The sequence below is a fragment of the Arthrobacter koreensis genome (genome assembly GCF_009193255.1).
In the GTDB taxonomy this organism is placed as follows: Bacteria; Actinomycetota; Actinomycetes; order Actinomycetales; family Micrococcaceae; genus Arthrobacter_B; species Arthrobacter_B koreensis.
In genome coordinates, this window is sequence record NZ_WACG01000002.1 from 295,900 (window position 1) to 320,021 (window position 24,122).

The 24,122-nt window shown below is 66.5% G+C and carries 21 protein-coding genes; 16 read left to right on the forward strand and 5 right to left on the reverse strand.

The annotated features are described in order from the left end of the window. Window positions 1-84 precede the first annotated feature (84 nt). On the forward strand, window positions 85-867 hold the full coding sequence (locus GD628_RS08345; RefSeq protein WP_152274402.1) for a glycosyltransferase family 2 protein: 783 nt from the start codon (window positions 85-87) through the stop codon (window positions 865-867). Here the strand turns inward: GD628_RS08345 and GD628_RS08350 are convergent. After that, window positions 834-1,787, reverse strand: a complete 954-nt coding sequence (locus tag GD628_RS08350) for an alpha/beta fold hydrolase (RefSeq protein WP_091605155.1) — start codon at window positions 1,785-1,787, stop codon at window positions 834-836. The two genes, GD628_RS08345 and GD628_RS08350, sit on opposite strands and share 34 nt — an antisense overlap. A 167-nt stretch (window positions 1,788-1,954) precedes the next feature. On the opposite strand from GD628_RS08350, the gene GD628_RS08355 reads away from it, so the two are divergent. The 4 genes from GD628_RS08355 (at window position 1,955) to galK (ending at window position 5,309) form a co-directional block, all read left to right on the forward strand. Next, complete coding sequence (locus tag GD628_RS08355; protein ID WP_152274403.1) at window positions 1,955-2,767, forward strand: lysophospholipid acyltransferase family protein; 813 nt, start codon at window positions 1,955-1,957, stop codon at window positions 2,765-2,767. A 90-nt stretch (window positions 2,768-2,857) separates the two neighbouring features. Then, a complete protein-coding gene (locus GD628_RS16475; protein ID WP_176697585.1) occupies window positions 2,858-3,025 on the forward strand; it encodes a hypothetical protein in 168 nt (55 codons plus the stop codon). Beyond that, window positions 3,022-4,170: a galactose-1-phosphate uridylyltransferase gene (gene galT / locus GD628_RS08360; RefSeq protein WP_152274404.1), complete on the forward strand. Its 1,149-nt coding sequence runs from the start codon at window positions 3,022-3,024 to the stop codon at window positions 4,168-4,170. The genes GD628_RS16475 and galT overlap by 4 nt, the downstream gene beginning before the upstream one ends. Beyond that, window positions 4,167-5,309 carry a galactokinase gene (galK, locus tag GD628_RS08365; protein WP_152274405.1) on the forward strand — a complete coding sequence of 381 codons (1,143 nt, stop codon included), beginning with the start codon at window positions 4,167-4,169 and terminating at the stop codon, window positions 5,307-5,309. Before galT ends, galK begins: the two co-directional genes overlap by 4 nt. A 64-nt stretch (window positions 5,310-5,373) precedes the next feature. Here the strand turns inward: galK and GD628_RS08370 are convergent, their stop codons facing one another. Beyond that, complete coding sequence (locus GD628_RS08370) at window positions 5,374-6,030, reverse strand: SDR family oxidoreductase (protein WP_152274406.1); 657 nt, start codon at window positions 6,028-6,030, stop codon at window positions 5,374-5,376. A 230-nt stretch (window positions 6,031-6,260) separates the two neighbouring features. On the opposite strand from GD628_RS08370, the gene GD628_RS08375 reads away from it, so the two are divergent. From GD628_RS08375 to lpdA, 5 genes are all read left to right on the forward strand, one after another. Then, complete coding sequence (locus tag GD628_RS08375) at window positions 6,261-7,784, forward strand: carboxylesterase/lipase family protein (protein WP_152274407.1); 1,524 nt, start codon at window positions 6,261-6,263, stop codon at window positions 7,782-7,784. Window positions 7,785-7,830: 46 nt separating this feature from the next. Further along, window positions 7,831-9,468: a ribosomal protection-like ABC-F family protein gene (gene abc-f / locus GD628_RS08380; protein ID WP_152274408.1), complete on the forward strand. Its 1,638-nt coding sequence runs from the start codon at window positions 7,831-7,833 to the stop codon at window positions 9,466-9,468. Between the two features lie 129 nt (window positions 9,469-9,597). Continuing rightward, window positions 9,598-9,837 carry a hypothetical protein gene (locus tag GD628_RS08385; protein ID WP_152274409.1) on the forward strand — a complete coding sequence of 80 codons (240 nt, stop codon included), beginning with the start codon at window positions 9,598-9,600 and terminating at the stop codon, window positions 9,835-9,837. Window positions 9,838-9,994: 157 nt separating this feature from the next. Then, window positions 9,995-11,512, forward strand: a complete 1,518-nt coding sequence (locus GD628_RS08390) for a carboxylesterase/lipase family protein (protein WP_152274410.1) — start codon at window positions 9,995-9,997, stop codon at window positions 11,510-11,512. Between the two features lie 47 nt (window positions 11,513-11,559). Next, window positions 11,560-12,960 carry a dihydrolipoyl dehydrogenase gene (gene lpdA / locus GD628_RS08395; protein WP_152274411.1) on the forward strand — a complete coding sequence of 467 codons (1,401 nt, stop codon included), beginning with the start codon at window positions 11,560-11,562 and terminating at the stop codon, window positions 12,958-12,960. A gap of 27 nt (window positions 12,961-12,987) precedes the next feature. Here the strand turns inward: lpdA and GD628_RS08400 are convergent, their stop codons facing one another. After that, the gene (locus GD628_RS08400) at window positions 12,988-13,743 is read right to left on the reverse strand and encodes a pyrimidine reductase family protein (RefSeq protein ID WP_152274412.1); all 756 of its coding nucleotides are present in this window, start codon (window positions 13,741-13,743) and stop codon (window positions 12,988-12,990) included. Next, on the reverse strand, window positions 13,740-14,693 hold the full coding sequence (folP, locus tag GD628_RS08405) for a dihydropteroate synthase (RefSeq protein ID WP_152274413.1): 954 nt from the start codon (window positions 14,691-14,693) through the stop codon (window positions 13,740-13,742). The genes GD628_RS08400 and folP overlap by 4 nt, the downstream gene beginning before the upstream one ends. A 64-nt stretch (window positions 14,694-14,757) precedes the next feature. Here folP and GD628_RS08410 point away from each other — a divergent pair, with 64 nt between their 5' ends. The 4 genes from GD628_RS08410 to GD628_RS08425 all read left to right on the forward strand — a co-directional run bounded on the left by GD628_RS08410 (window position 14,758) and on the right by GD628_RS08425 (window position 19,837). Continuing rightward, window positions 14,758-15,840 carry an ATP-dependent DNA ligase gene (locus GD628_RS08410; RefSeq protein WP_152274414.1) on the forward strand — a complete coding sequence of 361 codons (1,083 nt, stop codon included), beginning with the start codon at window positions 14,758-14,760 and terminating at the stop codon, window positions 15,838-15,840. Window positions 15,841-16,114: 274 nt separating this feature from the next. Then, complete coding sequence (locus GD628_RS08415; RefSeq protein WP_091605121.1) at window positions 16,115-16,561, forward strand: acyl-CoA thioesterase; 447 nt, start codon at window positions 16,115-16,117, stop codon at window positions 16,559-16,561. A 111-nt stretch (window positions 16,562-16,672) separates the two neighbouring features. Next, the gene (locus GD628_RS08420; RefSeq protein ID WP_152274415.1) at window positions 16,673-18,001 is read left to right on the forward strand and encodes an MFS transporter; all 1,329 of its coding nucleotides are present in this window, start codon (window positions 16,673-16,675) and stop codon (window positions 17,999-18,001) included. 171 nt (window positions 18,002-18,172) lie between these two features. Then, window positions 18,173-19,837 (forward strand): ABC1 kinase family protein, encoded by a 1,665-nt coding sequence (locus GD628_RS08425; protein WP_091605115.1) that lies wholly within the window; start codon window positions 18,173-18,175, stop codon window positions 19,835-19,837. Between the two features lie 66 nt (window positions 19,838-19,903). On the opposite strand, the gene GD628_RS08430 is transcribed toward GD628_RS08425, so the two are convergent. Then, the gene (locus GD628_RS08430; RefSeq protein ID WP_152274416.1) at window positions 19,904-21,217 is read right to left on the reverse strand and encodes an MFS transporter; all 1,314 of its coding nucleotides are present in this window, start codon (window positions 21,215-21,217) and stop codon (window positions 19,904-19,906) included. A 181-nt stretch (window positions 21,218-21,398) separates the two neighbouring features. Between GD628_RS08430 and GD628_RS08435 the strand changes: the two genes are divergently transcribed. Both GD628_RS08435 and GD628_RS08440 read left to right on the forward strand, forming a co-directional pair. After that, window positions 21,399-22,271, forward strand: coding sequence for a shikimate dehydrogenase (locus GD628_RS08435; protein ID WP_152274417.1), 873 nt, complete (start codon window positions 21,399-21,401; stop codon window positions 22,269-22,271). Window positions 22,272-22,289: 18 nt separating this feature from the next. After that, the gene (locus GD628_RS08440; RefSeq protein ID WP_152274418.1) at window positions 22,290-24,110 is read left to right on the forward strand and encodes a bifunctional sugar phosphate isomerase/epimerase/4-hydroxyphenylpyruvate dioxygenase family protein; all 1,821 of its coding nucleotides are present in this window, start codon (window positions 22,290-22,292) and stop codon (window positions 24,108-24,110) included. Window positions 24,111-24,122: the final 12 nt, after the last annotated feature.

The following is a 24,122-nucleotide window of genomic DNA, read 5'->3' on the forward strand; positions in this document are numbered from 1 at the left end:
TGTCCGGGCTGCGGCCGGGCGCTGCTTTGCCTTTCACCGTCGGATGCCCGGTGGGAGGATGGCATAGGCCGGAGAGCAGGGGACATGGCAACTATTTCAGTAGTGATACCCGCACGGAACGACGCCGCCTTCCTCCGCGGGTGCCTGGCTGCCCTGGGACAGCAGACCCGCCGAGCTGATGAGGTTCTGGTGGTGGACAACGAGTCCACCGATGAGACCGCCGCAGTCTGCGATGCGGCCGGGGTCCGCCGCGTCGCTGAAGCACTGCCGGGGGTCGCAGCGGCTACGGCCCGCGGATTCGATGCCGCGAACTGCGAGCTGCTGGCCAGGCTCGATGCAGACTCCGTGCCTCCGCCGGACTGGCTGGAGCGGATCGAAGCACTGTCGGAAACCGCGGGACCGCTCACGGTGGTCACCGGACCGGGAAGCTTCTATGGCGGGAACCGGCTTACCCGCTGGATCGCCGAAAACCTGTACATAGCCGGTTACCGCTGGTCGATGAACCTGCTGATGGGACACCCGCCGATCTTCGGTTCCAACTTTGCGCTTCCTGCCTCGCTCTGGAAGCGCCTGCGCGAGGGCGTGCACCGCTCCAGCTCCCGCATCCATGACGACCTGGACCTCAGCTGGCAGGTTGCACCGGATATGAACGTCCTGTGGGTTGAGTCGCTCCGGGTCGGTGTCTCTGCCCGCCCACTCGAAACCTGGTCCGGACTGGGAAGGAGGCTTTCCATGGCCTGGGCCACGTTCTCGGCGGATTTTCGGCAGCAGGGCCCCCTGCAGCGGCGAAGGCTCCGGCGGCAATGGCAGCTGGGACAACAGCCAGGTGGAGCCTACGGACCGGCCGGAGGGCCTGCATCTCCGTAGAGTGCGAGCAGGTCACGGGCCAGCTGATTGGGTGCTGTCTCGCAGGGACTGTGACCTCCGCGGTAGACGGCCAGCCTCCCCCTGATGGCCCGGGCAAACGCCGCATGCACACGGTTGGGCCACACGTCGTGTTCCCCCACGGCTACGAGCTTCGGCAGCGGCTGGGCAGCGAGCTGCCGGCGGACGTCCGGGACGTTGCGCATCAGCGTGATGATGTCCCGGATCGACTGCCGGCGCGTGTACCGGAACCGACGGCGCACAAAGTCCATCCGGGAGGGCGGCACACGGACGAAATTGCGCTTGACTCCCCAGACAATGAGGTCCGCGCTGACCGGACCGGAGACCAGGGGGGAGAGCGGCCCAAGGATGCTCACGGAGCGGAAGGCCAGGCCCGGTTCAGGGGGTGCGCTCATGAGCGTGAGCGTCCGGAAGCTTTCCGGACGGCGCAGCAGTGCCAGCTCGGCGATGACGCCGGCAAATGAGTAGCCCAGGACGTGTGCCGGTTCGCCCAGCTGGTCCAGGACGGCAAGCAGGTCCTCGACATACAGGTCATAGTCATAGTGCCGGCGCGGAGGGGAAAGATTCTCTGGGCCGGCAGCGGCCGACTCATACTGTCCGGCAAGGTCATAGGCCTGGACGTAATAGCCCTGTCCCGCCAGCAGCGGCATGAGCAGCGAAAAATCCTCCTTGGACCCCATGACACCGGGCACCAGCAACACCGGTGTGCGGCCGGGTTCTCCCATCGCTGCGGCCGCCAGCATGCCGCTGGGAGCCTTGAGGCTGAGCTGGACTGCCCCCTGGGGCGGGACGGACCAGTCGATGGATCCCAGGCGGGCGTCCAGTTCGGCTGCCGGTGGGGCGGCAGTGCCGAAGCCGGCGCCGTCGGACGCTTTGGGAACCTCGCCATCCGGAAGGGCCATACTCAACGATAGCCAGAGCGGGTGCCGCGGGAACCTCCGTGAACGCCATTACAGCCTGCGGAGGCAGGATCAGAGCGGTGCCAGGACGGGGATGCTGCATTTTCAGGGCGGCGTACGCCAGGGGATAAACTGCCATTGCTGTCCCGTTCCCAGCCAAGGAGTCGACTGTGCCCCCGAAACGCCGGCCCAATAAGTACGTTTACCGTTCGATCGTCTTTGCCGGAGTTGCAGCAGTGAAGCTGTTCCGGGTGAAGGTCATTCCCACCGGACTCGAGCACCTGCCACAAGATGAAGTCATCCGCGGGCTGAACCGCAGGGTGGAGCCCGGCAAGGGTGCCGTCGTCGCCATCACGCACTTTGGCTACCTGGACTTCGTCTTCGCCGAATACCTGCTGTGGCGGCAGCTCAAGGTCCACATGCGGTTCCTGGTCACCAAAAAAGCAGCACGCAAAAAGTTCGTCGCGGCGGTCTGTGACTGGTGCGAACACGTAGTGGTGGACCGTTCCAACGGTGCAGAAGCCTATACCGAGTCCGTTGAGAAGCTGCACCGCGGAGATTACCTGGCGGTACTCCCGGAGGCCGGCGTGAGCCGCAGCTTCACCGTCCGGCAGCTGAAGACCGGAGCCGTCCGCATGGCGGCGGAAGCCGGAGTGCCGATTGTGCCGGTGTCCGTCTGGGGCGGGCACCGGATGCTCACCCGCGGGCACGGACTGAGCCTCAAGGCGGTGTGGAAGACTCCAGTCCGCATCCATATCGGCGAACCACTCAAGATCGACCCGTCCGCTCCGGTGGCGGAAGAGACGGCCCGGCTGCAGGAGATCCTCCAGGCCGGCATCGACGAGTGCATCAACACCTATCCCGAAAAAGCACCTGACGGCGCCTGGTGGATGCCGGTCAGCCGCGGCGGGTCGGCGATGACCCCCGAGGAGCAGGTGGTCCTGGACGAGGCGGACCGCGCGAAGTACAAGATCACCGGCTAGGGATCCGGCAGGCTAGGCTGCCGGCGCCGTCTGCACGACGTTGATCACCTGGCGGAGCTCGACCCGGCACAGCGCGATAGGCTGGATCCAGTGATACTTGACGAACCGGGAACCTTCCTGCAGCGCACCCCGCCCGCCTGGCTTGGAACCGGACTGCAGGCCGGCGGTGCGTGGCTCTGCGCAGCCGGTGTTCCGCTTCCCGTCCTGAATCCGGAGCGTCCCATGCTGCTGTACGTCCGCCGAACGGAGGGTGAATGAGCGTCCCTGCTATCTACTCCGAACCGGATGCCGGGCCCCTGCGTACGCATCTCGCCGACGGCCGGGAGCTGTTGTACTTCTTCGACGAAGGTGCGGGAACGGAGCGTCCCGGTGCCGCACCGGCTGACAGCCGCATCCTGTCTCCGCGCCCGCAGACACCGCTGATGCGCTATGACACGCTCCTGGGAGAGTGGGTGTCCTATGCCGAACACCGGCAGTCCCGCACCCACCTTCCGCCGGCTTCGGAGTGCCCGCTGTGCCCTTCGGGTCCGGAGCGTGCCACCGAGATCCCGGCACACGGATACGACGTCGCTGTGTTCGAGAACCGGTTTCCCGCGTTCGGCCCGGGCAGCGGCGGCAGCCCCGATGACTCCGCTGCGGCTGCCCCCGCGGCCGGACGCTGCGAAGTGGTGGCATTCGCTGCCGAGCACGACGCTTCGTTCGCGGGTCTGAGCCTGGAACGAGCGCGTACCGTGATGCGGGCTTGGGTGCACCGCACCGCCGAACTCTCCCGCATCCCGGGCGTAGCACAGGTGTTTATCTTCGAGAACCGGGGTGCCGAAATCGGCGTGACCCTGCACCATCCGCACGGCCAAATCTACGCCTACCCGTTTGCTACCCCGCGGACGCTGCGGCAGCTGGAGTCGGTTCAGGCCTACAAGGAGGAGACAGGCGGAGAGCTGTTCGCTGACCTGCTGGCAAGGGAGCTGCGCGAGGGCAGCCGGATAGTGGCGCGTGGAAAGCTGTGGACAGCCTACGTTCCCTACGCGGCCAGGATGCCGCTGGAGGTCCATGTGGTGCCGCACCGGAACGTTCCGGACCTTGCCTCACTTACGGACGAAGAACAGGACGAGCTCTCCGGGCTCTACCTGGACGTCCTGCGCCGAATCGAAGGCCTGTACCCAACGCCGACGCCGTACATTGCCGCCTGGTACCAGGCGCCCGTCCAGCATGCCGGCCGAAACTCCTACCGGATGCACCTGCAGGTGACTTCCCCCAGACGGGCCGAGAACAAGCTGAAGTACCTCGCCGGATCCGAGGCCGCGATGGGTGCCTTCATCGCCGATGTCAGTCCCGAGGAAACGGCTTCCCGGCTCCGCCGGGTCCTGCCTCCCTTCGGCATCCGGACCGGAGGAACGGCATGAATACCCGGGCCCTGTTCGCCGGGCGCTACGGATACGAACCGCAGGGCGTCTGGTCCGCTCCGGGCCGGGTCAACCTGATAGGCGAACACACCGACTACAACCAGGGCTTCGTCCTGCCGCTGGCAATCAACCGCCGGGCCCGGATTGCTGTGTCGCCGCGGACCGACGGAATGCTCCGCCTGGCCACTACAGCGCCGGGCAGCGAAGCAGCGGAAATCAAGGTCAGCGAGCTGGCGCCCGGGCGGCTCACCGGGTGGAGCCGCTACCTCGCCGGAGTGCACTGGGCCTTCGGACTCCGCGGTGCCGCCGTCCCCGGAATGGACATGCTCCTGGACTCCGACGTCCCGGTAGGAGCAGGCCTGTCATCCTCCGCGGCCGTGGAATGCGCAGCAGCCCTTGCCGTGAGGGAGCTCTCCGGAGCGGACCTCCCGCCCGGGGACCTGGTGCTCCTGTGCCAGCAGGCGGAAAACGAGTTCGCCGGCGCCCCCACGGGAATCCTGGACCAGTCGGCGTCGCTGCTCTCCGAAGCCGGGCACGGACTGTTCCTTGACTGCCGGTCGCGCGAAAGCCGGCTGGTCCCGCTGGACCTCTCCGGGGAAGGCATGACGCTGCTCGTTATCGATACGAAAGTCAGCCACGCCCATGATTCGGGCGGCTATGCCGAGCGCCGTGATGACTGCGAGCGGGCCGCCGCGGCGCTGGGAGTGCAGTCGCTGCGGGAAGTGGCGCTGCCGGACCTGGTCCTGGCGGCGCCGCGGCTTGACCGGACGGCCTACCGGAGGGCCCGGCACGTGGTGAGCGAGAACGAGCGGGTGCTGACCGCCGTCGCGCATCTCGAGTCCGGACGCCCCATCCGTGACCTCGGCCAGGTGCTGGCCTCAAGCCATGAGTCGCTCCGGGACGATTTCGAGGTCTCTTCTCCGGAACTGGACCTGGCCGTGGAGACAGCAATGGCCGCCGGTGCCCCGGGTGCACGGATGACCGGGGGCGGATTCGGCGGATCAGCGATCGCGCTGGTGGATGCCCGGGAGGCCGGACAGGTGGGTGCTGCGATAGTGCGGGCCTTCGGCCGGGCCGGCTGCCCGGAACCGGACATCTTCGCCGTCGAGCCCGGAGCCGGAGCGCGCAGGGAGTCCTAGCGGGGCCGGGCCCGGACACCCGGGGGCGGTTGCCGGACAACCGCCCCCGCCCGGTGTGCTGCGGCTAGGCGGAAGCCTGCGATGCCACTGCTTCGCGGATCGGTGTCTCTCCGTTGATGAACTCAATGAACTTGCCTACGGTTCCGGGCTGCTCCAGCACTTCGGCAGCCACTGCGGCCACGTCAGAGCGGGCTACGCTTCCGTCCTGGGCGGGGCCGGTGCTGATGCGTCCGGTTCCCGGCTCATTCGTCAAAGCGCTGGGTCCGAGGATGGTCCAGTCCAGTCCGCTGCGCCGCAGGTGCTCGTCTGCCGCTGCCTTCGCCTCCGCATAGGCATAGAAGCTGTTGTCCGGATCAACACCGTGGTCCGGTCCGGCACCCATGTAGGAGACCATGACGTACCGCCGGACGCCTGCCTGTTCGGACGCCTCCATGGAGCGGATGGCGGCGTCGCGGTCCACCGCGTAGGTGCGTTCGGGGGAACCGCCGCCTGCTCCGGCAGACCACACGACGGCGTCGTGCCCGCTGAGCAGGTCAGCGAGCTGGGGAGTGTCCAGCTTTTCGACGTCGGCGACTACCGGTTCAGCCCCCGTTGCCGCCACCTCGGACACATGGTCCGGGTTCCGGAACAGCGAGGACACCTGGTGTCCGTTGGCTGCGAGGTCCTTCGCCAGCTGCAGTGCCACCTTGCCGTGTCCGCCAATAATTGCCACGCGTGACATGTTGCTCCTCTCGTCGGGTTCGGTGGAGCAAGCATAAGCATACTGATGGTTCACGTGCGCGGCTGTTCTGCCGCTGGCTGAACGGGCCTGTGGGTCACCACGAACCGATGCGGCGGATTGCCGCCCGGGATCGGCTGAAGGGGATGGTCTGGATCAGGGGGCGGGAACTAGTATCCGAAAGTGCCCGGTGCCCCCGCGCCAGGAGGGTACCCACAGGTGAAAGGACCTCAATGTCTACTGCCACCGCGGAAGCTGATCTGACCGTCCACACTGCCGAGGGGCCCGTTCGTGGCCGAAACACCGGAACGGCCAGGGTTTGGCGCGGTATACCGTACGCGCAGCCGCCGGTGGGGGACCTGAGGCTGCGGCTGCCGCAGCGGCCGGACCCCTGGCAGGAGGTGCTCGACGCCGGCCGGTACGGGCCGTGGGCTCCGCAGCCCCTGCGCAGGGTGCTGCCCGGCGCAGACGCGAAGACCCCCATGAGCGAAGACTGCCTGACCATCAATGTGACGGCTCCTCCGGAAGCCGGAGACGCGCCGCTTCCGGTCCTGGTGTTTATCCACGGCGGCGGCTTCAGCACCGGCTCGGCGGCGATGGAGCTCGTGGACGGAGCGCGGCTGGCCGCGGCCGGGAACGTCCTGTTCGTTTCAATGAACTACCGGCTCGGTGCCCTGGGGTTCCTGGATTTTCGGGCCTGTTCAACGCCCGGGCGCACGTTTGACGTCAACGTGGGCCTCGCGGACCAGGTGGCAGCGCTGGAATGGGTGCAGCGGAACATCGCAGCCTTCGGGGGAGATCCCGGGAACGTAACCCTCTTCGGTGAATCGGCCGGCGCCACGGCTGCCCTGACACTGATGTGTGTGCCGGCAGCAGACGGCCTGTTCCACCGGACGTTCCTTCAGAGCCCTGCGGCCGCCGCAGCCTACGGGCCGGACCTCGCATCCCAATGGGCGAATGAATACCTCGGCCTACTGGGCGCCGGGCAGGACGGCGCCGCGAAAGCGCTGGCCGGACTGGATGCCGCAACGCTCACCAGGGCAGCAGAAGAGCTAAGCAGCAGGATCGCACCGGAGTCCAGGCCGGGTGCACTGAGCCTCGCGCCGGTCGTGGACGGCTCCTTCCTGCCCCTTCACCCGCTGCAGGCATTCGGTGACGGACGTGCCTCCAGCGTGCCGATGGTGATCGGGACAATGGACAACGAGGGCGTGCTGTTTGACCGGCTGCACAACATCCTCCCCACCTCACGGGACCGGATCGAGCGGATGTTCGACCAGACCGAACCGGAGAGACGGGACCGGGTCATCGCTGCCTACCGCGGCTACCCGCACAAAAAACAGGCCGTGGAACTCGGCGGTGACGCAGTGTTCTGGTATCCGAGCGTCCAGGCGGCCCAGGCACATGCTGCCCACGCACCCACCTGGTCCTACCGGTTCGATTACGCACCGCGGGCAGCAAGGGCGGTAGGACTGGGCGCAACTCATGGCCTCGATCTCGCCGCCGTTTTCGGTAATTACGACGCCGGGACCGGCCGGATGCTGCTGAGCATGGGAAACCGCCGCACGGCCAGGAACGTGGGCCACCGGTTCCAGTCCGCACTGCTGCGGTTCGCCCGGACCGGGGCCCCGGGCCCCATGTGGCCGCGCTATGACCGGACATCACGGCGGACGAAGATCTTTGACCGGTACGACCGGATTGAACTGGATCCGCGGACAGTCCGCCGCCAGGCGTGGGACGGATACCGGGGGTACCGCTAGCTGGCCGGGGCCGGGAAGCCCGCCGGTCCGGCATAGGATTGGAGGCATGACCGCCACCCTTGTTGCCCGCAGCCTCTCCGGCGGTTACGCCCACCGCGTCCTGTTTTCGGGACTGTCGCTCACTGTCGCCCCGGGAGACGTCATTGGCGTCGTCGGCGCGAACGGTGCCGGCAAGTCCACCCTGCTTGCCCTGCTTGCCGGTGCGGTTCCGCCCTTTGAAGGGACCGTTGAACGCCACCCGGGCGACGCTTTCGTTGGCTGGATGCCGCAGGAACATGAGCGGATCCCGGGGGAGAGCGTGGCGGAGTACATTGCACGGCGCACCGGTGCGGCCGGCGCAACGGTGGCGATGGAAGCCGCAGCTGAGGCCCTCGGAACTGAATCAACGCAGGCACAGGAGGACTACGCCGCCGCACTGGATACCTGGCTTGCTTCCGGAGCCGCGGACCTCGACGAGCGTATCCCCGCGGTCCTGGCGGAACTGGGGCTGGACCTGGGTCCGGAAGCCCTCATGACCGGTCTCTCCGGCGGCCAGGCAGCGAGGGTGGCGCTTGCTGCCCTGCTCCTGAGCCGTTTCGACATTGTGCTGCTTGACGAGCCGACCAATGACCTGGACCTGGACGGGCTGGCGAAACTGGAGGAGTTCGTCCGCGGGCTCCGCGGCGGCGTCGTGCTGGTTTCGCATGACCGTGAGTTCCTCGCCCGCTGCGTGACCCGGATCGTGGAACTGGACCTGGCACAGAACCAGGTGGCCGTATACGACGGCGGTTACGACTCATTCCTGGAGGAACGGGCGGTGGCCCGCCGCCATGCCCGCGAAGCCTACGATGAATATGCCGGCCGCAAGGCGGATTTGGTGGCGAAGGCGCGCACTACCCGGGAGTGGAGCTCGCAGGGCGTCCGGAACGCCATGCGCAAGTCCCCGGACAATGACAAGATCCGCCGCCGGGCAAGCATGGAATCTTCCGAGAAGCAGGCCCAGAAGGTGCGCCAGATGGAATCCAGGATCTCCCGGCTGGAGGAAGTGGAGGAACCGCGCAAGGAGTGGCAGCTGCAGTTCTCCATCGCGGCAGCACCGCGCTCGGGCACCGTTGCGGCCATCCTGAACGAGGCCGCACTGCGGCGCGGGGACTTTCGGTTCGGACCCGTATCCCTGCAGGTCAACGCCGGGGAACGGATAGGCATCACCGGGCCGAACGGTGCCGGGAAGTCCACGCTGCTCGCACTGCTCCGCGGGACGCTGAAGCCCGATCAGGGTTCAGCCTCACTGGGCTCAGGAGTAGCCCTCGGGGAGATCGACCAGCTGCGCACCCAGCTCGCCGCGGACCAGCCCCTTGCTGCCGCCTTTGAGGCCTGCGTGCCGGAAATGAACGCCGGAGAGGTGCGGACCCTGCTGGCGAAGTTCGGGCTCAAGGCGGACCAGACCGGCACCCGGGTGGGCGAGTTGTCCCCGGGCGAGCGGACCCGCGCAGCATTGGCCCTGCTCCAGGCCCGCGGCGTCAACCTGCTGATCCTGGACGAACCGACAAACCATCTGGACCTGCCGGCGATCGAGCAGCTCGAAGAGGCGCTTGAGTCCTACACAGGCACTCTGCTGCTGGTCACGCACGACCGCCGGATGCTCCAGAACGTCCGGCTGGACCGCATGTGGCGCGTTGAGGACGGGTCCGTCAGCGAGGCCTAGGATTACCCGGCCAGCCCGCCCGCAGAGAAATGTATGTGAGTTCTGTGACAGATGTGATAGAAGTCTTCTAAGGGCGGGACTGCCTGGATGACAGGAAGTGCCGCCGCATTGCGGGGGAAAGAAGTTGCTATGGCTCTGATGAGCGCACCGATGCTCCAGCCGCGTGCCCGGGAGCGGCAGGCGTTCCCCGGCATTCTGCGCAAGCTGGACGTGACCGTCCTGCTGGTGGTCTGGATGACCTGTGTCCTGACGAACTGGGACACCTCCGCAAAAGTCGCCCTGAACCTTGCCGCCGTCGTGCTCCTGTGCCTGAAGGAAGTTGCCGTCCACCGCTACATCCTGCGCCGGCGGAAGCCGGCCCTCCGCTAGGAACCGTTTCCGCGCTCTGCCTTCCCAAGGACGCTGACGCGGCCGCGCTATGGCTACCGCGCGCCGCCGGGTCTATCGTGGATTAGCGTGGAACCGGACCCGCCTGCCCGGCCTGGCCAGGCTCTCGGGGCCGCCGCCCGGTGGAAGCAGGTGAGGGATGTCCCTGGACATATCGGCACTCGAAGTTGAAACAGCGGATGGCTGGGTACGCGGTGTAGTCGAAGACGGCGTGCGGACCTGGCGGGGCATCCCCTATGCGGCACCGCCCCTGGGTGAACTGAGGCTCCGGGCACCGGCTCCGGCTGATTCCTGGACCGGCATGCGGGACGCGTCCGAGTTCGGCCCCATTCCGCCGCAGTCCCGCGGGCTGGCCCTGACCGGTTCCCGCCGGCGGCCGCTGATGAGCGAGGACTGCCTGACCATCAACGTCAGCGCCCCCCTGGACTCTGACCTGGCCGGGCTTCCGGTGCTGGTCTATCTCTACGGGGGTGCTTTCAGCTCGGGCTCCTCCGCCGTCCGGACGTACCGGGGCGCCAACCTGGTGCGCACGGGCGAGGTGGTCTACGTGTGCCTGAACTACCGGATCGGCGCCCTGGGCTTCATGGACTTCACGTCCTTTTCCACCTCCGAGCGGCAGTTCGAGTCCAACCTGGGCCTGAGGGACCAGGTGGCCGCACTGAAGTGGGTACGGGAGAACATCGCATCCTTTGGAGGCGACCCGGAGAACGTCACCATCTTCGGTGAGTCCGCAGGCGGAATTTCCGTCACCGCCCTGATGTGTATTCCTTCCGCGGCGCCCCTGTTCCACAAGGCATTCGCACAGAGCCCTGCGCCGTCCGGTGCGTACTACCCGGACATGCACGAACGGTGGGCACTGGACCTCCTGGAGATCCTCCGGGTCGAGGAAACCGACGCGGCCCGTGTGCTGTCCAGTATTCCGGCTGCCAAGCTGGTGGCCGCGATCCAGAAAATGACCATGAAGATCGGGCCGGTCCAGCAGCCGGGATCCCTGAGCGTTTCACCGGTGATCGACGGCGAATTCCTTCCCCGCCATCCCATTGACACCTTCCTGGACGGAGAGTCGGCACCCAAACCCCTGGTGCTGGGAACCATGGCCCAGGAGGGTGCACTGTTCGCCAAGCTGGACAACATCCTGCCCTCCACGCCGGCCCGCCTGGAGCGAATGTTCGCCGGCACTGACCCGGCCGCGCTGGACCGTGTGACTGCCGCCTATCCCGGCTATCCGTCTCGGGACCGGTCCGTGGAGATCAGCGGCGACCTCGTTTTCTGGTACCCCAGCCAGCTGGTGGCCGAAGGCCACTCCCGCGTGGCCCCTACCTGGATCTACCGCTATGACTACGCAACCAGGCTCATGAACCTGCTGGGCTTTGGAGCGACCCATGCTTTCGACGTGCCTGTGATGTTCGGCGAGACCAACGAGCGGACCCTCCGTGCCCTGTCCCTCCTGGGCGGGCGGGACGAGCTCCGGGAACTATCGGCGCGGTTCCAGGGGTCGCTGCTGAACCTCGCCCACCGCCACCTGCCTGGCGAAGACTGGCCCCGGTACGAGGAACAGAACCGCCATACCCGGGTTTTCGATATCGAGGACCGGATTGAGTCCGATCCTTTTCCCGAACGCCGCCGCGCCTGGCAGGGCTACCGCGGCTACATCTGAGCCGGTACTGTTCCACAAGGCCCTATGTCCACGATCGAGGAGCCAGCATGAGTTCACATTACGACGTCGTTGTCCTGGGAGCCGGGCCCGGCGGCTACGTGGCCGCCATCCGCGCCGCGCAGCTCGGTCTGAGCGTTGCCATCGTCGAGGAGAAGTACTGGGGCGGGGTCTGCCTGAACGTGGGCTGCATCCCGTCCAAGGCGCTGCTTCGCAACGCAGAGCTGGCACAGATTTTCACCCGCCAGGCGGACGTGTTCGGAATGCACGGAGACGTGAGCTTCGACTACGGTGCCGCGTACGACCGCAGCCGGCAGGTGGCCGACGGGCGGGTCAAGGGCGTGCACTTCCTCATGAAGAAGAACAAGATCACCGAATACGACGGCAGGGGTGTCTTCAAGGATGCCCACACCATGGAGGTCACGCTGTCTGACGGGAAGACCGAAGAGCTCACGTTTGAGAACGCCATCATTGCCACCGGAGCCGCCGTCAAGCTGCTCCCCGGCGTGAAGCTCAGCGAGAACGTCGTCACCTATGAGACCCAGATCCTCAGCCGGGACCTGCCCGCGAAACTGGTCATCGCGGGCGCCGGTGCCATCGGAATGGAGTTCGGCTACGTCCTTCGCAGCTACGGGGTGGACGTGAGCATCATCGAGTTTATGGACCGTGCGCTGCCCAACGAAGATCCCGACGTGTCGAAGGAGATCACCAAGCAGTACAAGAAGCTGGGCATTCCGATCCACACCTCGGCGAAGGTGGAGACCGTCACGGACAACGGCAGCTCCGTCACGGTCACCTATACCGATAAGGACGGCAACGCGCAGTCTGTCGACGCCGACCGCGTGATGATGTCCGTGGGCTTCGCCCCGCGGCTGGACGGCTTTGGCCTGGAGAGCACCGGGGTTGAGGTAACCGAACGCGGCGCCATCGCGATTGACGACTACATGCGTACCAGCGTTCCCAACCTGTTCGCCATCGGGGACGTGACGGCCAAGCTCCAGCTCGCCCACGTTGCCGAAGCCCAGGGCGTGGTGGCCGCCGAGACGATCGCAGGTGCAGAAACCATGCCGCTGGGGGACTACCGCATGATGCCGCGGGCTACGTTCTGCCAGCCGCAGGTGGCGAGCTTCGGACTCACCGAAGCCCAGGCCAGGGACGAGGGGCACGAGGTAGTGGTGAGCACCTTCCCGTTCACCGCAAACGGCAAGGCCCACGGACTGGGGGAGCCGGTGGGATTCGTGAAGCTCATTGCCGACTCCGCCTACGGGGAGCTGCTGGGCGGGCACCTCATTGGTCCGGACGTTTCGGAGCTGCTGCCCGAGCTGACACTGGCGCAGAAGTGGGACCTGACCGCTTCCGAGCTGGCCCGCAACGTGCACACCCATCCGACGCTGAGCGAGGCCCTCCAGGAAGCCTTCCACGGGCTGACGGGCCACATGATCAACTTCTAGGCGTGCGAGTGATCCGCGCGCGGCGGCTCAGCGGGTGAGGTAACGCAGCAGCAGTGTGTCCCCGGCACGCAGGACGTGCTGCAGCCGCAGCCTCGCAAGCTGAACCCCCGGCGTCCCTGCACCGATCCGACCGGAGGAACCGGCAGCGAGCACCGGGGAGAGCGTCAGGCAGAGCTCGTCGACCAGTCCCGCTGCCTGGAACGATCCAAAGAGCCGGGGCCCTCCCTCGCACAGGACCCGCAGCCAGCCCCTCTGCGCCAGGGCCCGGGCCGCCAATGCGGGTTCAACCGTGTCCGCTCCGGCCACCACGACGTCGGCCACCTTTTCCAGGGCGGCAAGCCGCCCGCGCGGCGCAGCCGCGGCGGTGAGTACCAGCGGCTTCACCGGAGCCTCGGTGAAGAAGGCGGATCCGGGGTCCAGGTCCAGTGCGGCGGAGACGACGGCGACTCCCGGATGTGCGGCGAGCCCCTGTTCCGTGCGCCAGGACCGGGTCTGTGCGCTCACGAGGTCGCCGGCATATCCCTCGGACCGTACTGTCCCGGCGCCCACCAGGATCACCTGCGCAGTGGAGCGCAGCAGGGCAAACAGGCGGCGGTCCGCGTCGTCTCCCAGTTCCCCGGAGCGCCCGTTCCAGGTCACTGCCCCGTCCGCTGAGGCCACGAAGTTGAACCTGAACACTGGGCGCCCGGAATGAGCAGGATGATCCCACCCGTAGGCTGCCAGGAGGTCTGCGTCGCCGAGGGCCCGTTCGGAGCCCGCAGCGGTGATCACCGGCGCGCTCACAGCGCAGGCTCGTTCACGTTACCCATGTTGTGCCGCAGCCGCACCGGCTCGCGCCAGCCCAGGATCGCCTCCGTCATGCGGATGGCCCGGGAGGCGGCTTCAACATTATGCATGCGCAGGATCCGCGCACCGTTGAAAATGCTGGCAACAGCGGCAGCCAGGGACCCCTCAACCCTGCCGGACTTGGGCTCATCCAGCGTCTCGCCTATGAAGTCCTTGTTGGACACAGCGGCCAGGACGGGATAACCGGCCTCCGCGATCTCGGCGAGCCGGCGTGTCAGCTCCAGGGAATGCAGGGTGTTCTTGTTCAGGTCATGTCCGGGATCAAGAATGATCTTTTCCGGAGGCACCCCCAGCTCCTGAGCGTAGTCCGCACGGCGGCGCAGGAACTGCGCCACCTCCAGCACCACGTCGCCGTACTGCGGGCGGGGGTAGACCGTCCGCGGTTCCGCCAGGCTGTGGGTGATCACCAGGTGCACGCCTGCTTCCGCGGCCACCCTGCCCAGCCGCGGATCGTGCAGTCCGGTGGTGTCGTTGATGACGTTGGCGCCGGCTTCGATGGCCTGTTCCGCGACGGCGGGGTGGAAGGTGTCGGCTGAGATGATTGCGTCCGATTCGCTGCGGACTGCCCGGATGACGGGAACAATCCGTGCCGCTTCTTCCGCAGGATCCAGAGCCGGCCCCGGCGCAAACGGAACCCCGCCAATATCCACCCAGTCCGCGCCGTCGTGCACTGCTTTCAGCGCTGCGCCGATTGCCGCGTCCCGGCCAAAGGTCCGGCCGGCATCGTAGAACGAGTCAGGGGTCCGGTTGATGATCGCCATCAGCGCCACCCGGCACCGGAAGTCCAGTTCCCTGCCGCCAAACTGGTGCACGGGGTGCAGCAGCGGAGGATCGTAATGGCCGGGAGATGATGCTTGCTGCCTGCCTCCGCTGCTGTTCAGACTCATAAAAGCATCCTACGGTGGTGGCAGTCCCCAACCGGTGCCACCGCCAACCAGGAAGGTCCTGCTCATGGAGCTGCCGCTGCCCAAGACCATTAGTCCCATGCTGGCCAAGCCTGCGGCCGGGATCCCCGAGGGTGGATACGCCTATGAGCCCAAATGGGACGGCTTTCGGGCGCTGGTGTTCCGGGACGGGAAGGACGTGCAGATCCTCAGCCGCAACGGCAGGAGCCTGAACCGGTACTTTCCCGAGCTTGCGGAGGCATTCCTTGAGGGCCTGCCGGAGCAGTGCGTGGTGGACGGTGAAATCATCCTCGTCAGCGGGGACGGCAGCCGGCTGGACTTCGATGCCCTGCAGCAGCGGATCCACCCGGCCGGCAGCCGGGTCTCGCTGCTGGCGGAGCAGACCCCGGCGTCGTTTGTGGCGTTCGACCTGCTGGCCCTAGGCGGTACCGACCTCACGGGTGAGCCCTTCCGCAGGCGCCGCGAGCAGCTCGGCGGCGTTCTGCGTGCAGCCGGGGGCCGCCTGCACGTGACCCGGCAGACCCTGGACGCCGGGATAGCCGGGGAATGGTTCAGGCGTTTCGAGGGGGCCGGGCTCGACGGTGTGGTCGCCAAGCCGCTGGAGGGACGGTACGAGCCGGGTAAGCGGGCCATGACCAAGGTCAAGCACCGGCGCACGGCGGACTGCGTGGTGGCAGGCTACCGGGTGCACAAGAGCGGCGATGACCGGATCGGTTCCCTTCTGCTGGGCCTGTATGACGATGCCGGAAACCTCGTCAACGCCGGCGTCATCGGTGCCTTTCCCATGGCCAGACGAAGCGAACTCTTCGACGAGCTCCAGGCCCTTGTCACCTGGGATCCATCCCATCCCTGGAGTTCGGCGGACCCGGAACCCGGCACACGGACTCCGCGCAGCTCCGAGGGGAGCCGATGGACGGGCAGCAAGGACCTCTCCTTCACCCCACTGCGACCCGAACGTGTGGTTGAGGTGGCCTATGACCATATGGAGGGGCCACGGTTCCGGCATCCGCCAAGTTTCCTCCGCTGGCGGCCGGACCGCGAACCGGAAAGCTGCGGTTTTGGCCAGCTTGAGGAACCGGTGAAGTATGAGCTCGCTGATGTGCTGCAGGAACCGGGGGCGCAACCCTAAGAGCCGTTCCGGAGGCTGTTCCGTGAAAGCGCGACCCGGTCATGTTTTCCCGCGGTGCCGGATCCAGAGTGAATTTGGCCTCACGGGCAGGGCTGCGGGGCTCGGTTGGAGGCGCCGCCTACACCGCTGCGAAACACGCGCTGACGAGGGCTGGGCAGTGGCGTAGCCCGCCCGTTCGGCCACCCGCGGTGGACTGTGCCGAGTCCCGCAGCGGCCGGTGGGCACCCTCACAGCCGTCATCGAAGGGCGTATCCGCGGGGATAACCTGAGAATCATGGAATCCGGCGACATCAATTTTCATACCCGCAAATGGGTCAGGCCCGAAGACCTGAATGCAAACGGAACACTGTTCGGCGGGTCGCTGCTGCGGTGGATCGATGAGGAAGCAACCATCTACGCGATCCTCCAGATGGGCAACGGCAGGGTGGTCACCAAGCTGATGTCCGAAATCAACTTCGTCAGCTCCGCACAGCAGGGCGACCTCATTGAAATGGGGCTGTGCGCCACAAAATTCGGCAAGACGTCTCTGACGATGCGGGCCGAGGTGCGGAACATGATCACGCGTTCGAGCATCCTGACCATCGAACGCATCGTCTTCGTCAACCTGGACGCAAACGGCCGTCCTGCTCCGCATGGCTACACGACGGTCACCTATGACCGGGACCGGCTGCCCACCCATCACATTCCGGCATTTCCTCCGCAGGCGCAGCCGCAGTTCTAGGCACGGCGTACTGCGTGCCTCCACCGCTGAACCGCCCTCCCGGTGAGAGAATCGCGTCAGGCTGCCGCGCCCGCTGCCGCTCAACCCGAGTCCCAAAGGAAACGCTGCAGCATGCATCTCGACAGTCCCGCAGGCACTGGAAGGAACGGGCGCAGACGCTCTGCCCGGATGGTTTTCTGGGGCGCCCTGGCCGGCATCATCCTGATCGCGCTGAATTTCCGCGGTCCGATCGTAGCGCCGTCGCCCATCCTGGACCTGCTCCAGTCCGAACTGGGGATGTCCGTCCAAACATCCGGCCTGCTGACCGCGCTGCCGATCGCCTGCTTCGGCGTCATCTCCTTCCTGGCACTGCCGCTGCTCCGCCGCGGGGGTCCGGACCAGGCAATCGCGTTCTGCCTGGCCGGCATCCTGGCCGGGACGCTCCTGCGCTCAGCCGGAGGGACGGAGCTTGCCCTGGCCGGTACGGTCCTGATCGGCGCCTCGATCGCCGTCGGCAACGTGCTGGTTCCGGTTATCATCCGGCGGGACTTCCCACCGGCGCGCGTGCCCCTGGTGACCGGCACCTACACGGCGGCCATGAACATCGGCTCGATGACCACCCTCATCCTGACCGCACCGCTTGCGGATGCCTTCGGCTGGCGCCTTGCCATGGCGGTGTGGTGTGTACTGGCAGTCGCCGCGGCCCTTGCCTGGCTCGGACTGGTGGGCTGGCGGGATTTCCTGCTGGGCGGAGCCAGGGGAGCGGCCGCGCGCCGGACCGCGGACAGCGCTGCACCCGAAAACGCAGCCGGACCTGCGGCATCCGCTCCGGCTGCGCCGGCCGAGCCGGTGTGGCGCCGTCCGGTCGCGTGGCTGCTGCTTATCGCGTTCAGCGGTCAGGCGTTCTCTTTCTATGCCATCTCCACGTGGCTGCCCACCCTGCTTGCGGACCTGCTGGAACTCGACGCGGCCGCCGCAGGCGCCGGCGCCTCCCTGTTCCAGGGGCCGGCCATCGTGGGCGCCCTAGCCGTTCCACTGCTGGCCAGGCGGCTGCGCACGCGCTCACTGCTTTGGCTGACGGTTGCTGCCTGGGCCGCACTGCCTCTGGGGCTGCTGCTCGCCCCGGCTGGATGGGTCCTGTGGGTGACGCTCGGCGGCATAGCGCAGGGAGCGGGGATCACGGTGATCTTCCTGATCCTGGTTCGGCTTGGCGGTTCTGGCCGGCAGGCGGGGCAGCTCTCCGCCATGGTCCAGGGAGGTGGCTATCTGGTGGCTGCCGCCGGACCCGTTGCGCTGGGAACCCTGCATGACGTTTCCGGGGGCTGGACCGTGCCCCTGCTGGTTTGCTGCATCAGCATTGCCGCCCTGTTCGTTGCGGGATCAATAGCAGCGGCCGCCTCTGAGCGGGCGTCAGGCGGTGCCAGAGAGCGGCGGGCGCCCAAACCGAGCGTGACCGGCTAGGCAGGACCTTCAGCACGTACGGTGCTCCCCGATGCAGGCGTCCGGCACTGACCTGCCCTGTACGTACCTGTTCCGTGCCCAGCCCAAGGACTATGGTTCCCCTAACAGGCGTCCGCGCGGCCCTCCCGCGGGGCAGCGGACTGCCGCAGCAGGGCTGACGGAGAGAAGGCAATGAAGACCCGTTTTGACCGCTATCGCCAAATGGCCGAGATCCTGTACCGCAATGGACTGGGATACCTGGTGTCAGTTGCGGGACTTGAGTCCTGGCTGCCGTTTCGCCGCAGGGAGGCCGACGGCGCCGACTCCACCCGGATGGCGAGCCCGGAATACCTGCGCCGGGCGCTGGAAGAACTCGGCCCCACCTATGTAAAGCTGGGCCAGCTGCTCTCCACCCGGCCTGACCTTTTGCCTCCGGCCTACATGGATGAGCTGGCTAAACTGCAGGACTCGGCAACCCCCGCTGCCTGGGACGACGTGCGCGGCTCGCTCAGCCGGGAACTCGGCGCGGACCCCCTGGAGGTGTTTCGCGAATTCAACAGCACCCCGATTGCCAGCGCTTCCATTGGCCAGGCGTATGCAGCGGTGCTGGCGGACGGCACAAACGTGGTGGTGAAGGTGCGGCGTCCCGGCATTGTCCCGGAGGTGGAGGCGGACCTGTCCATCCTGCAGTCCCTGGCCGGTTACGCCAGCCGGCATTGGGAAGCTGCCAGGGACTACGACGTCAAGGGCTTCATGGATGAGTTCGCCGATACCCTCCGCAAGGAAATGGATTATGTGCAGGAGGGCCACAACGCGGATCGTTTCGCGCTGAACTTCGAAGACGACTCCGCGGTGGTCATTCCGCGCGTCTACTGGGAGCACACCACCTCCAAGGTGCTGACCATGGAGCGGCTCTACGGCATGAAGGTCACCGACACCACGGCCCTGGAAGCCGCGGGACTGGACCGCAAGGCCCTCGCCGTCACGGCTGCGGATGCCGAAATGAAGATGGTGTTCGAGGACGGCTTCTTCCACGCTGATCCGCATCCGGGGAACATCTTCGTGCAGCCCAACTCGCAGATCGGGCTCATTGACTTCGGCATGGTTGGAGAACTCGACGACAAGCTCCGCGGCCAGCTTTCGGCCCTGTTCGTCGCCGTCATCCGCAAGGACCCTGAGCGGATGGCCACCGCACTGATGCGGATGACGGTCTCGCGGACCCGTCCGGACCGGATCAAGCTCCGGATGGACCTTGCCGGCCTGATCAAGCTGTACTCAAACCGGACCCTGGGCGATGCCCCGGTGGGCCGGATCATTACGTACGGCCTGGGGATCATCCGGAACCACCACCTGCAGCTGCCCGGGGAGGTTGCCCTGCTGTTGCGGATGCTGATCATGACCGAAGGCATGGGGGAGGTTCTGGACCCGGACTTCAGCATGGGGAAGACGCTCGCGCCCTACGCCCGGCGGATGACCGTGCAGCACCTGAACCCGGCTGCCTACGCCAAACGGCTCGGTAAGGCCGGGGGAGAGCTGCTGGAACTCGGCACCGAGCTGCCCGGACAACTGCAGCGGCTTATCAACACCCTGGACTTTGAAGGAATGGAGGTGCATCTGCGCGCCGGGGACCTGGTTCCCCTGGTGGAACGGCTGGAGCGGGTGGGCAACCGGATGGTCGCGGCGATCTTCGCGGCAGCCTTCATCCGGGGTGTCGGTGAGCTGACACTGGGCGACGCCGACCGCTGGCGCGGCTGGCAGGCGCCCCTCATGGGAGCCGGGCTGGCGTCTACGGGCGTATTGGGCGGCTACCTGGCGTGGTCGGCCCGCCGGCAGCGCCGGCTGGACGCAGGCCAATGACGCATTAACGCGCAACGGCCGGTGCCGCGCACAGGCGCGGTACCGGCCGTTTTGGTGCAGAAGATGTTACTTCTTCAGCCCAAGTTCGGCCGTCGGAATACGGAAGGACTCCTTGGCGGTCAGCGCGGAGATCGCGGCAATGCCGGCAATGGCAGCTGTGAACCAGCTGATCACTACCCAGCCGCCCGGCTCCAGGCCACCGAGGGCAGCAACGATGGACGGCGCGAAGCCGGCCATCAGGAAGCCCAGCTGGGTGCCGATTGCCAGTCCGGAGAAGCGGACCTTGGCGCTGAACATCTCCGCGTAGAAGGACGGCCACACGGCGTTCGCAGCGGCATAGCCGCAGCCGAAGACCACCACGGAGAGGGTGAACTGCAGGAGCGAGTTACCGGATTCCATGGAGAGCAGGTAGAACGGCATCACGGCGGCGCTGGAGAGCGCGCCGTAGATGAATACCGGCTTCCGGCCGAAGCGGTCGGCAGCCATGCCGAACAGCGGCTGCGTGAACAGCGCGGCGATGTTGCCAGCCACTACCAGCCACAGGGTGATGGCGGCGTCGACATTGCCTACTTCGGTGCCGTACTTGATGGCGAGGGTGCCGTACACGGTCGAGACAGCCGCGATGAAGGCGCAGCAGATGACGCGCAGGACGTCACGCCAGTGGTGCTTGAGCAGTACGCCCACCGGCAGCTTGGCGATCTGGTTGTTCGCCTTGGCTTCCTGGAAGGTCGGGGTCTCGTGGAGGGTGCGGCGGATGAAGTAGGTAACCACAACGACGACGGCGCTGAGCCAGAACGGAATGCGCCAGCCGATTCCGTACTTGATGTCATCCGGCAGGGCCATGACCGGAATGAAGACCATGGCTGCAAGGATCTGGCCGCCCTGGGTTCCGGTAAGGGTCCAGGACGTGAAGAAGGCGCGGCGGCCGTCGGGGGCGTGTTCCAGCGTCATGGAGCTGGCGCCTGCCTGCTCGCCGGCTGCAGAGAGGCCCTGTGCCAGACGGCAGAGGACCAGCAGGGTGGGAGCCCACCAGCCAATGGTGTTGAAGTCCGGCAGGCAGCCGATCAGGAAGGTGGAGGCACCCATCAGGATGAGGGTAAACATAAGGATCTTCTGTCGGCCGACGCGGTCTCCAAAGTGTCCCAGGATCACTGCGCCAACCGGGCGGGCGATGTAGGCGAAGCCGAAGGTCGCCAGGGACATGATGCTCGCCTGGGCATCGGCATCCGGGAAGAAGACATAGGGGAAGATCAGCGATGCGGCCGTGCCGAATATAAAGAAGTCGTAGTACTCGACCGCGCTGCCCATGAAGCTCGCCGCGGCGGCCTTCTTCGGGGTCTTGGCGGTGGCTTGGGCGGACTGCGTCGGTGCAGCGCTCATGTGGGGCCTCCAAGGGATGGTGTGCGGTAAACGCACAGCAGTGCTTCATGCGAACACCACAATGTAACCCGCGCCATAGTCAGATGCAACACATGTGTGCGAAATGCGCACAGTTGTGCATTTTATGAACAGGCCGGTACCGTGGGCCTAGCCCCGTCCCGGGCGCCGAAGGGAGAACCACTTGAGCACCACCACCGAATCCTGGCTCGTTGGCCTGATTGGCGAAGGGATCACCGCATCCCTGACACCGCCAATGCATGAGCGGGAAGCCCGGGAAAACGGACTTTCCTACCTGTACCGGCCTGTGGACCTTTCGGTGAACGGGCGCAGCGGGACCGAGGTAGGTGACCTGCTGCGCTATGGCCGCGACCTTGGCTTTAACGCCTTCAACATCACCCATCCGTGCAAGCAGCTCGTCATGGAGCACCTGGACCAGGTGTCCGACGACGCCGCCCGGTTAGGTGCCGTCAACACCGTGCTGGTCACGGACGAGGGTTTCATGGGCCACAACACGGACCACTCCGGCTTTGGCCGGGCCCTCGCCGCGGGCCTGCCCGGTGCGGCACTGGAGAAGGTAGTCCAGCTCGGGGCCGGCGGCGCGGGAGCTGCTGTCGCCTACGCCCTCCTGAAGGCCGGCGTTGGACAGCTGACCCTGATTGACCTTGACCTCGACCGGGTGCAGGAACGCGTCCAGGCGCTTTCCGCGCTCTTCCCGGAGGCGCACGTAGCCGCCGGAACCAGCGCTGACCTGGCGGGCGCACTCGCCGCGGCGGACGGCTTTGTGCAGGCCACCCCGGTGGGCATGCACTCCCATCCCGGCATGCCGGTCGATCCCGCACTCCTGCGCAGCGAACTGTGGGTGGCCGATGTCATCTACCGTCCCGTGCGGACCAAGCTCATCGACACTGCCGAATCGCTGGGCTGCCGCGTGCTGGACGGCGGACACATGGCGGTGGGCCAGGCAGTGGACGCGTTTGAACTTATTACCGGCATCCGCCCGGACCCGGCCCGCATGCGGGCACACTTCCTGGACATGGTCAGCAACGGCCTCTGAGCCGGAAGGGATTACCCAATGCGTACGTCGATTGCCACGGTCTGCCTCTCCGGAACCCTGGAGGACAAGCTCCGTGCCTGTGCCGCCGCTGGATTCGACGGCGTTGAAATCTTTGAGCAGGACCTGGTGGTTTCCCCCTCCACACCGGAGCAGATCGGGGACCTGGCGCAGGAACTGGGCCTGACACTGGACCTTTACCAGCCGTTCCGTGACTTCGAGGGAGTCGAGGAGGACGTGCTGGCAGATAACCTGCGGCGCGCCGAGGCCAAGTTCCGGCTTATGAACCGCCTGGGCATCGACACCATGCTGGTGTGCTCCAACGTAGCAACCGCCACCATTGACGATGACGCTGTAGCCGCAGCCCAGCTTCGCCGGATGGGCGAAACCGCCGCACGGTACGGCGTCCGGCTCGCCTATGAGGCGCTGGCCTGGGGCCGCTACGTCAGCGACTTTGAACATGCGTGGCGCATCGTGGAGCTTGCTGACCACCCCAACGTGGGCACCTGCCTGGACAGCTTCCACATCCTCTCCCGCCGCTGGAATCCGGAGGCGATCGAAAACATTCCCGCCGAGAAGATTTTCTTCGTCCAGCTGGCTGACGCTCCCGAGTTGTCCATGGACGTTCTGTCCTGGAGCCGCCACTACCGGGTCTTTCCCGGTGAAGGCGCGTTCGGCCTGGTCACCTTCATGGGGCATCTGGTGCGCAGCGGCTATAACGGTCCGGTATCACTGGAAATCTTCAACGACGTCTTCCGGCAGGCCGCCGAGGAACGCACTGCGGTCGATGCCATGCGCTCACTGATCCGCCTGGCCGAACAGACCTCCATCCACCTGCAGGAAACCGGCGCCGGCGAAACCGCCATGGAACTCTCCACCCTGCCCGGAGTCGGGGAACCGCTCGGTTTCAACTTCGCCGAGGTCAAAGCCGGCGACCCCGAAACCATTCGCACGCTGCTCTACCAGCTTGGCTTCACCTGCCAGGGAACCCACCGCAGCAAGGCCGTTGAGCTGTGGACCCAAAACGGGGCGCGGGTGATCATCAACAGCCAGAACGCACGCGGACTGGAGCCCGGTATCTCGGCGATCGGCCTGGACGTACCGGACGCCCTCGCCGCAGCCTCCCGAGCCCTGCAGCTAAAAGCCACGGCCGTGCCCCGGCGCAGCCAGGCAAACGAAGAAGTCCTGCAGGCTGTTGCCGCCCCGGACGGGACGGAGATCTTCCTGTGTGAGGCAGAATCAGGCGGCCCGGGATGGATTCGGGAATTCGGAAGCGGGGCTCCCGTTCCGGCCGCAGGTCCCATTACCGCCGTAGACCACGTCAACCTGTCCCAGCCCTGGCAGCATTTTGACGAAGCGGTGCTCTTCTATGAATCCACCCTTGGCCTCACCCCGCGTCCCAGCGTCGAGGTTCCCAGCCCCATGGGCCTGGTCCGCAGCCAGGTGATGCGCAGCAGCGACGGCGCCGTGCGGATGGCACTGAACATCGCGCCCATGGTGTTCGACGGCTCCGGTTATCCGCAGCACGTGGCGTTTGCGTGCAGCGACCTCGTGGCATTGGCGCGCACCGCCGTCGCCCGGGGCCTGCAGTTCCTGCCGGTACCGGGCAATTACTACGAGGACCTCGATGCGCGGTTCGGACTGGACCCGGAGTTCCTGACGGTGCTGAAGGACTTGAACCTTCTCTACGACCGGGACGCGGACGGCGAATTCCTGCACTTCTATACCTCCACGGTGGGCAACGTCTTCTTCGAGGTGGTGGAGCGCAGGCCTTCCTATGAGGGGTACGGCGCTCCCAACGCTCCCGTGCGGCTTGCGGCCCAGTACCTCGCGAACGGCTGACACGGTCCTGAC

Coding starts and splice junctions, on each gene's coding strand:
- GD628_RS08345 (WP_152274402.1), top strand. CDS start 85: ATGGCAACTATTTCAGTAGTGATACCCGCACGGAACGACGCCGCCTTC.
- GD628_RS08350 (WP_091605155.1), bottom strand. CDS start 1,787: ATGGCCCTTCCGGATGGCGAGGTTCCCAAAGCGTCCGACGGCGCCGGC.
- galT (WP_152274404.1), top strand. CDS start 3,022: ATGAGCGTCCCTGCTATCTACTCCGAACCGGATGCCGGGCCCCTGCGT.
- galK (WP_152274405.1), top strand. CDS start 4,167: ATGAATACCCGGGCCCTGTTCGCCGGGCGCTACGGATACGAACCGCAG.
- GD628_RS08370 (WP_152274406.1), bottom strand. CDS start 6,030: ATGTCACGCGTGGCAATTATTGGCGGACACGGCAAGGTGGCACTGCAG.
- GD628_RS08375 (WP_152274407.1), top strand. CDS start 6,261: ATGTCTACTGCCACCGCGGAAGCTGATCTGACCGTCCACACTGCCGAG.
- abc-f (WP_152274408.1), top strand. CDS start 7,831: ATGACCGCCACCCTTGTTGCCCGCAGCCTCTCCGGCGGTTACGCCCAC.
- GD628_RS08385 (WP_152274409.1), top strand. CDS start 9,598: ATGGCTCTGATGAGCGCACCGATGCTCCAGCCGCGTGCCCGGGAGCGG.
- GD628_RS08390 (WP_152274410.1), top strand. CDS start 9,995: ATGTCCCTGGACATATCGGCACTCGAAGTTGAAACAGCGGATGGCTGG.
- lpdA (WP_152274411.1), top strand. CDS start 11,560: ATGAGTTCACATTACGACGTCGTTGTCCTGGGAGCCGGGCCCGGCGGC.
- folP (WP_152274413.1), bottom strand. CDS start 14,693: ATGAGTCTGAACAGCAGCGGAGGCAGGCAGCAAGCATCATCTCCCGGC.
- GD628_RS08410 (WP_152274414.1), top strand. CDS start 14,758: ATGGAGCTGCCGCTGCCCAAGACCATTAGTCCCATGCTGGCCAAGCCT.
- GD628_RS08415 (WP_091605121.1), top strand. CDS start 16,115: ATGGAATCCGGCGACATCAATTTTCATACCCGCAAATGGGTCAGGCCC.
- GD628_RS08420 (WP_152274415.1), top strand. CDS start 16,673: ATGCATCTCGACAGTCCCGCAGGCACTGGAAGGAACGGGCGCAGACGC.
- GD628_RS08425 (WP_091605115.1), top strand. CDS start 18,173: ATGAAGACCCGTTTTGACCGCTATCGCCAAATGGCCGAGATCCTGTAC.
- GD628_RS08430 (WP_152274416.1), bottom strand. CDS start 21,217: ATGAGCGCTGCACCGACGCAGTCCGCCCAAGCCACCGCCAAGACCCCG.
- GD628_RS08440 (WP_152274418.1), top strand. CDS start 22,290: ATGCGTACGTCGATTGCCACGGTCTGCCTCTCCGGAACCCTGGAGGAC.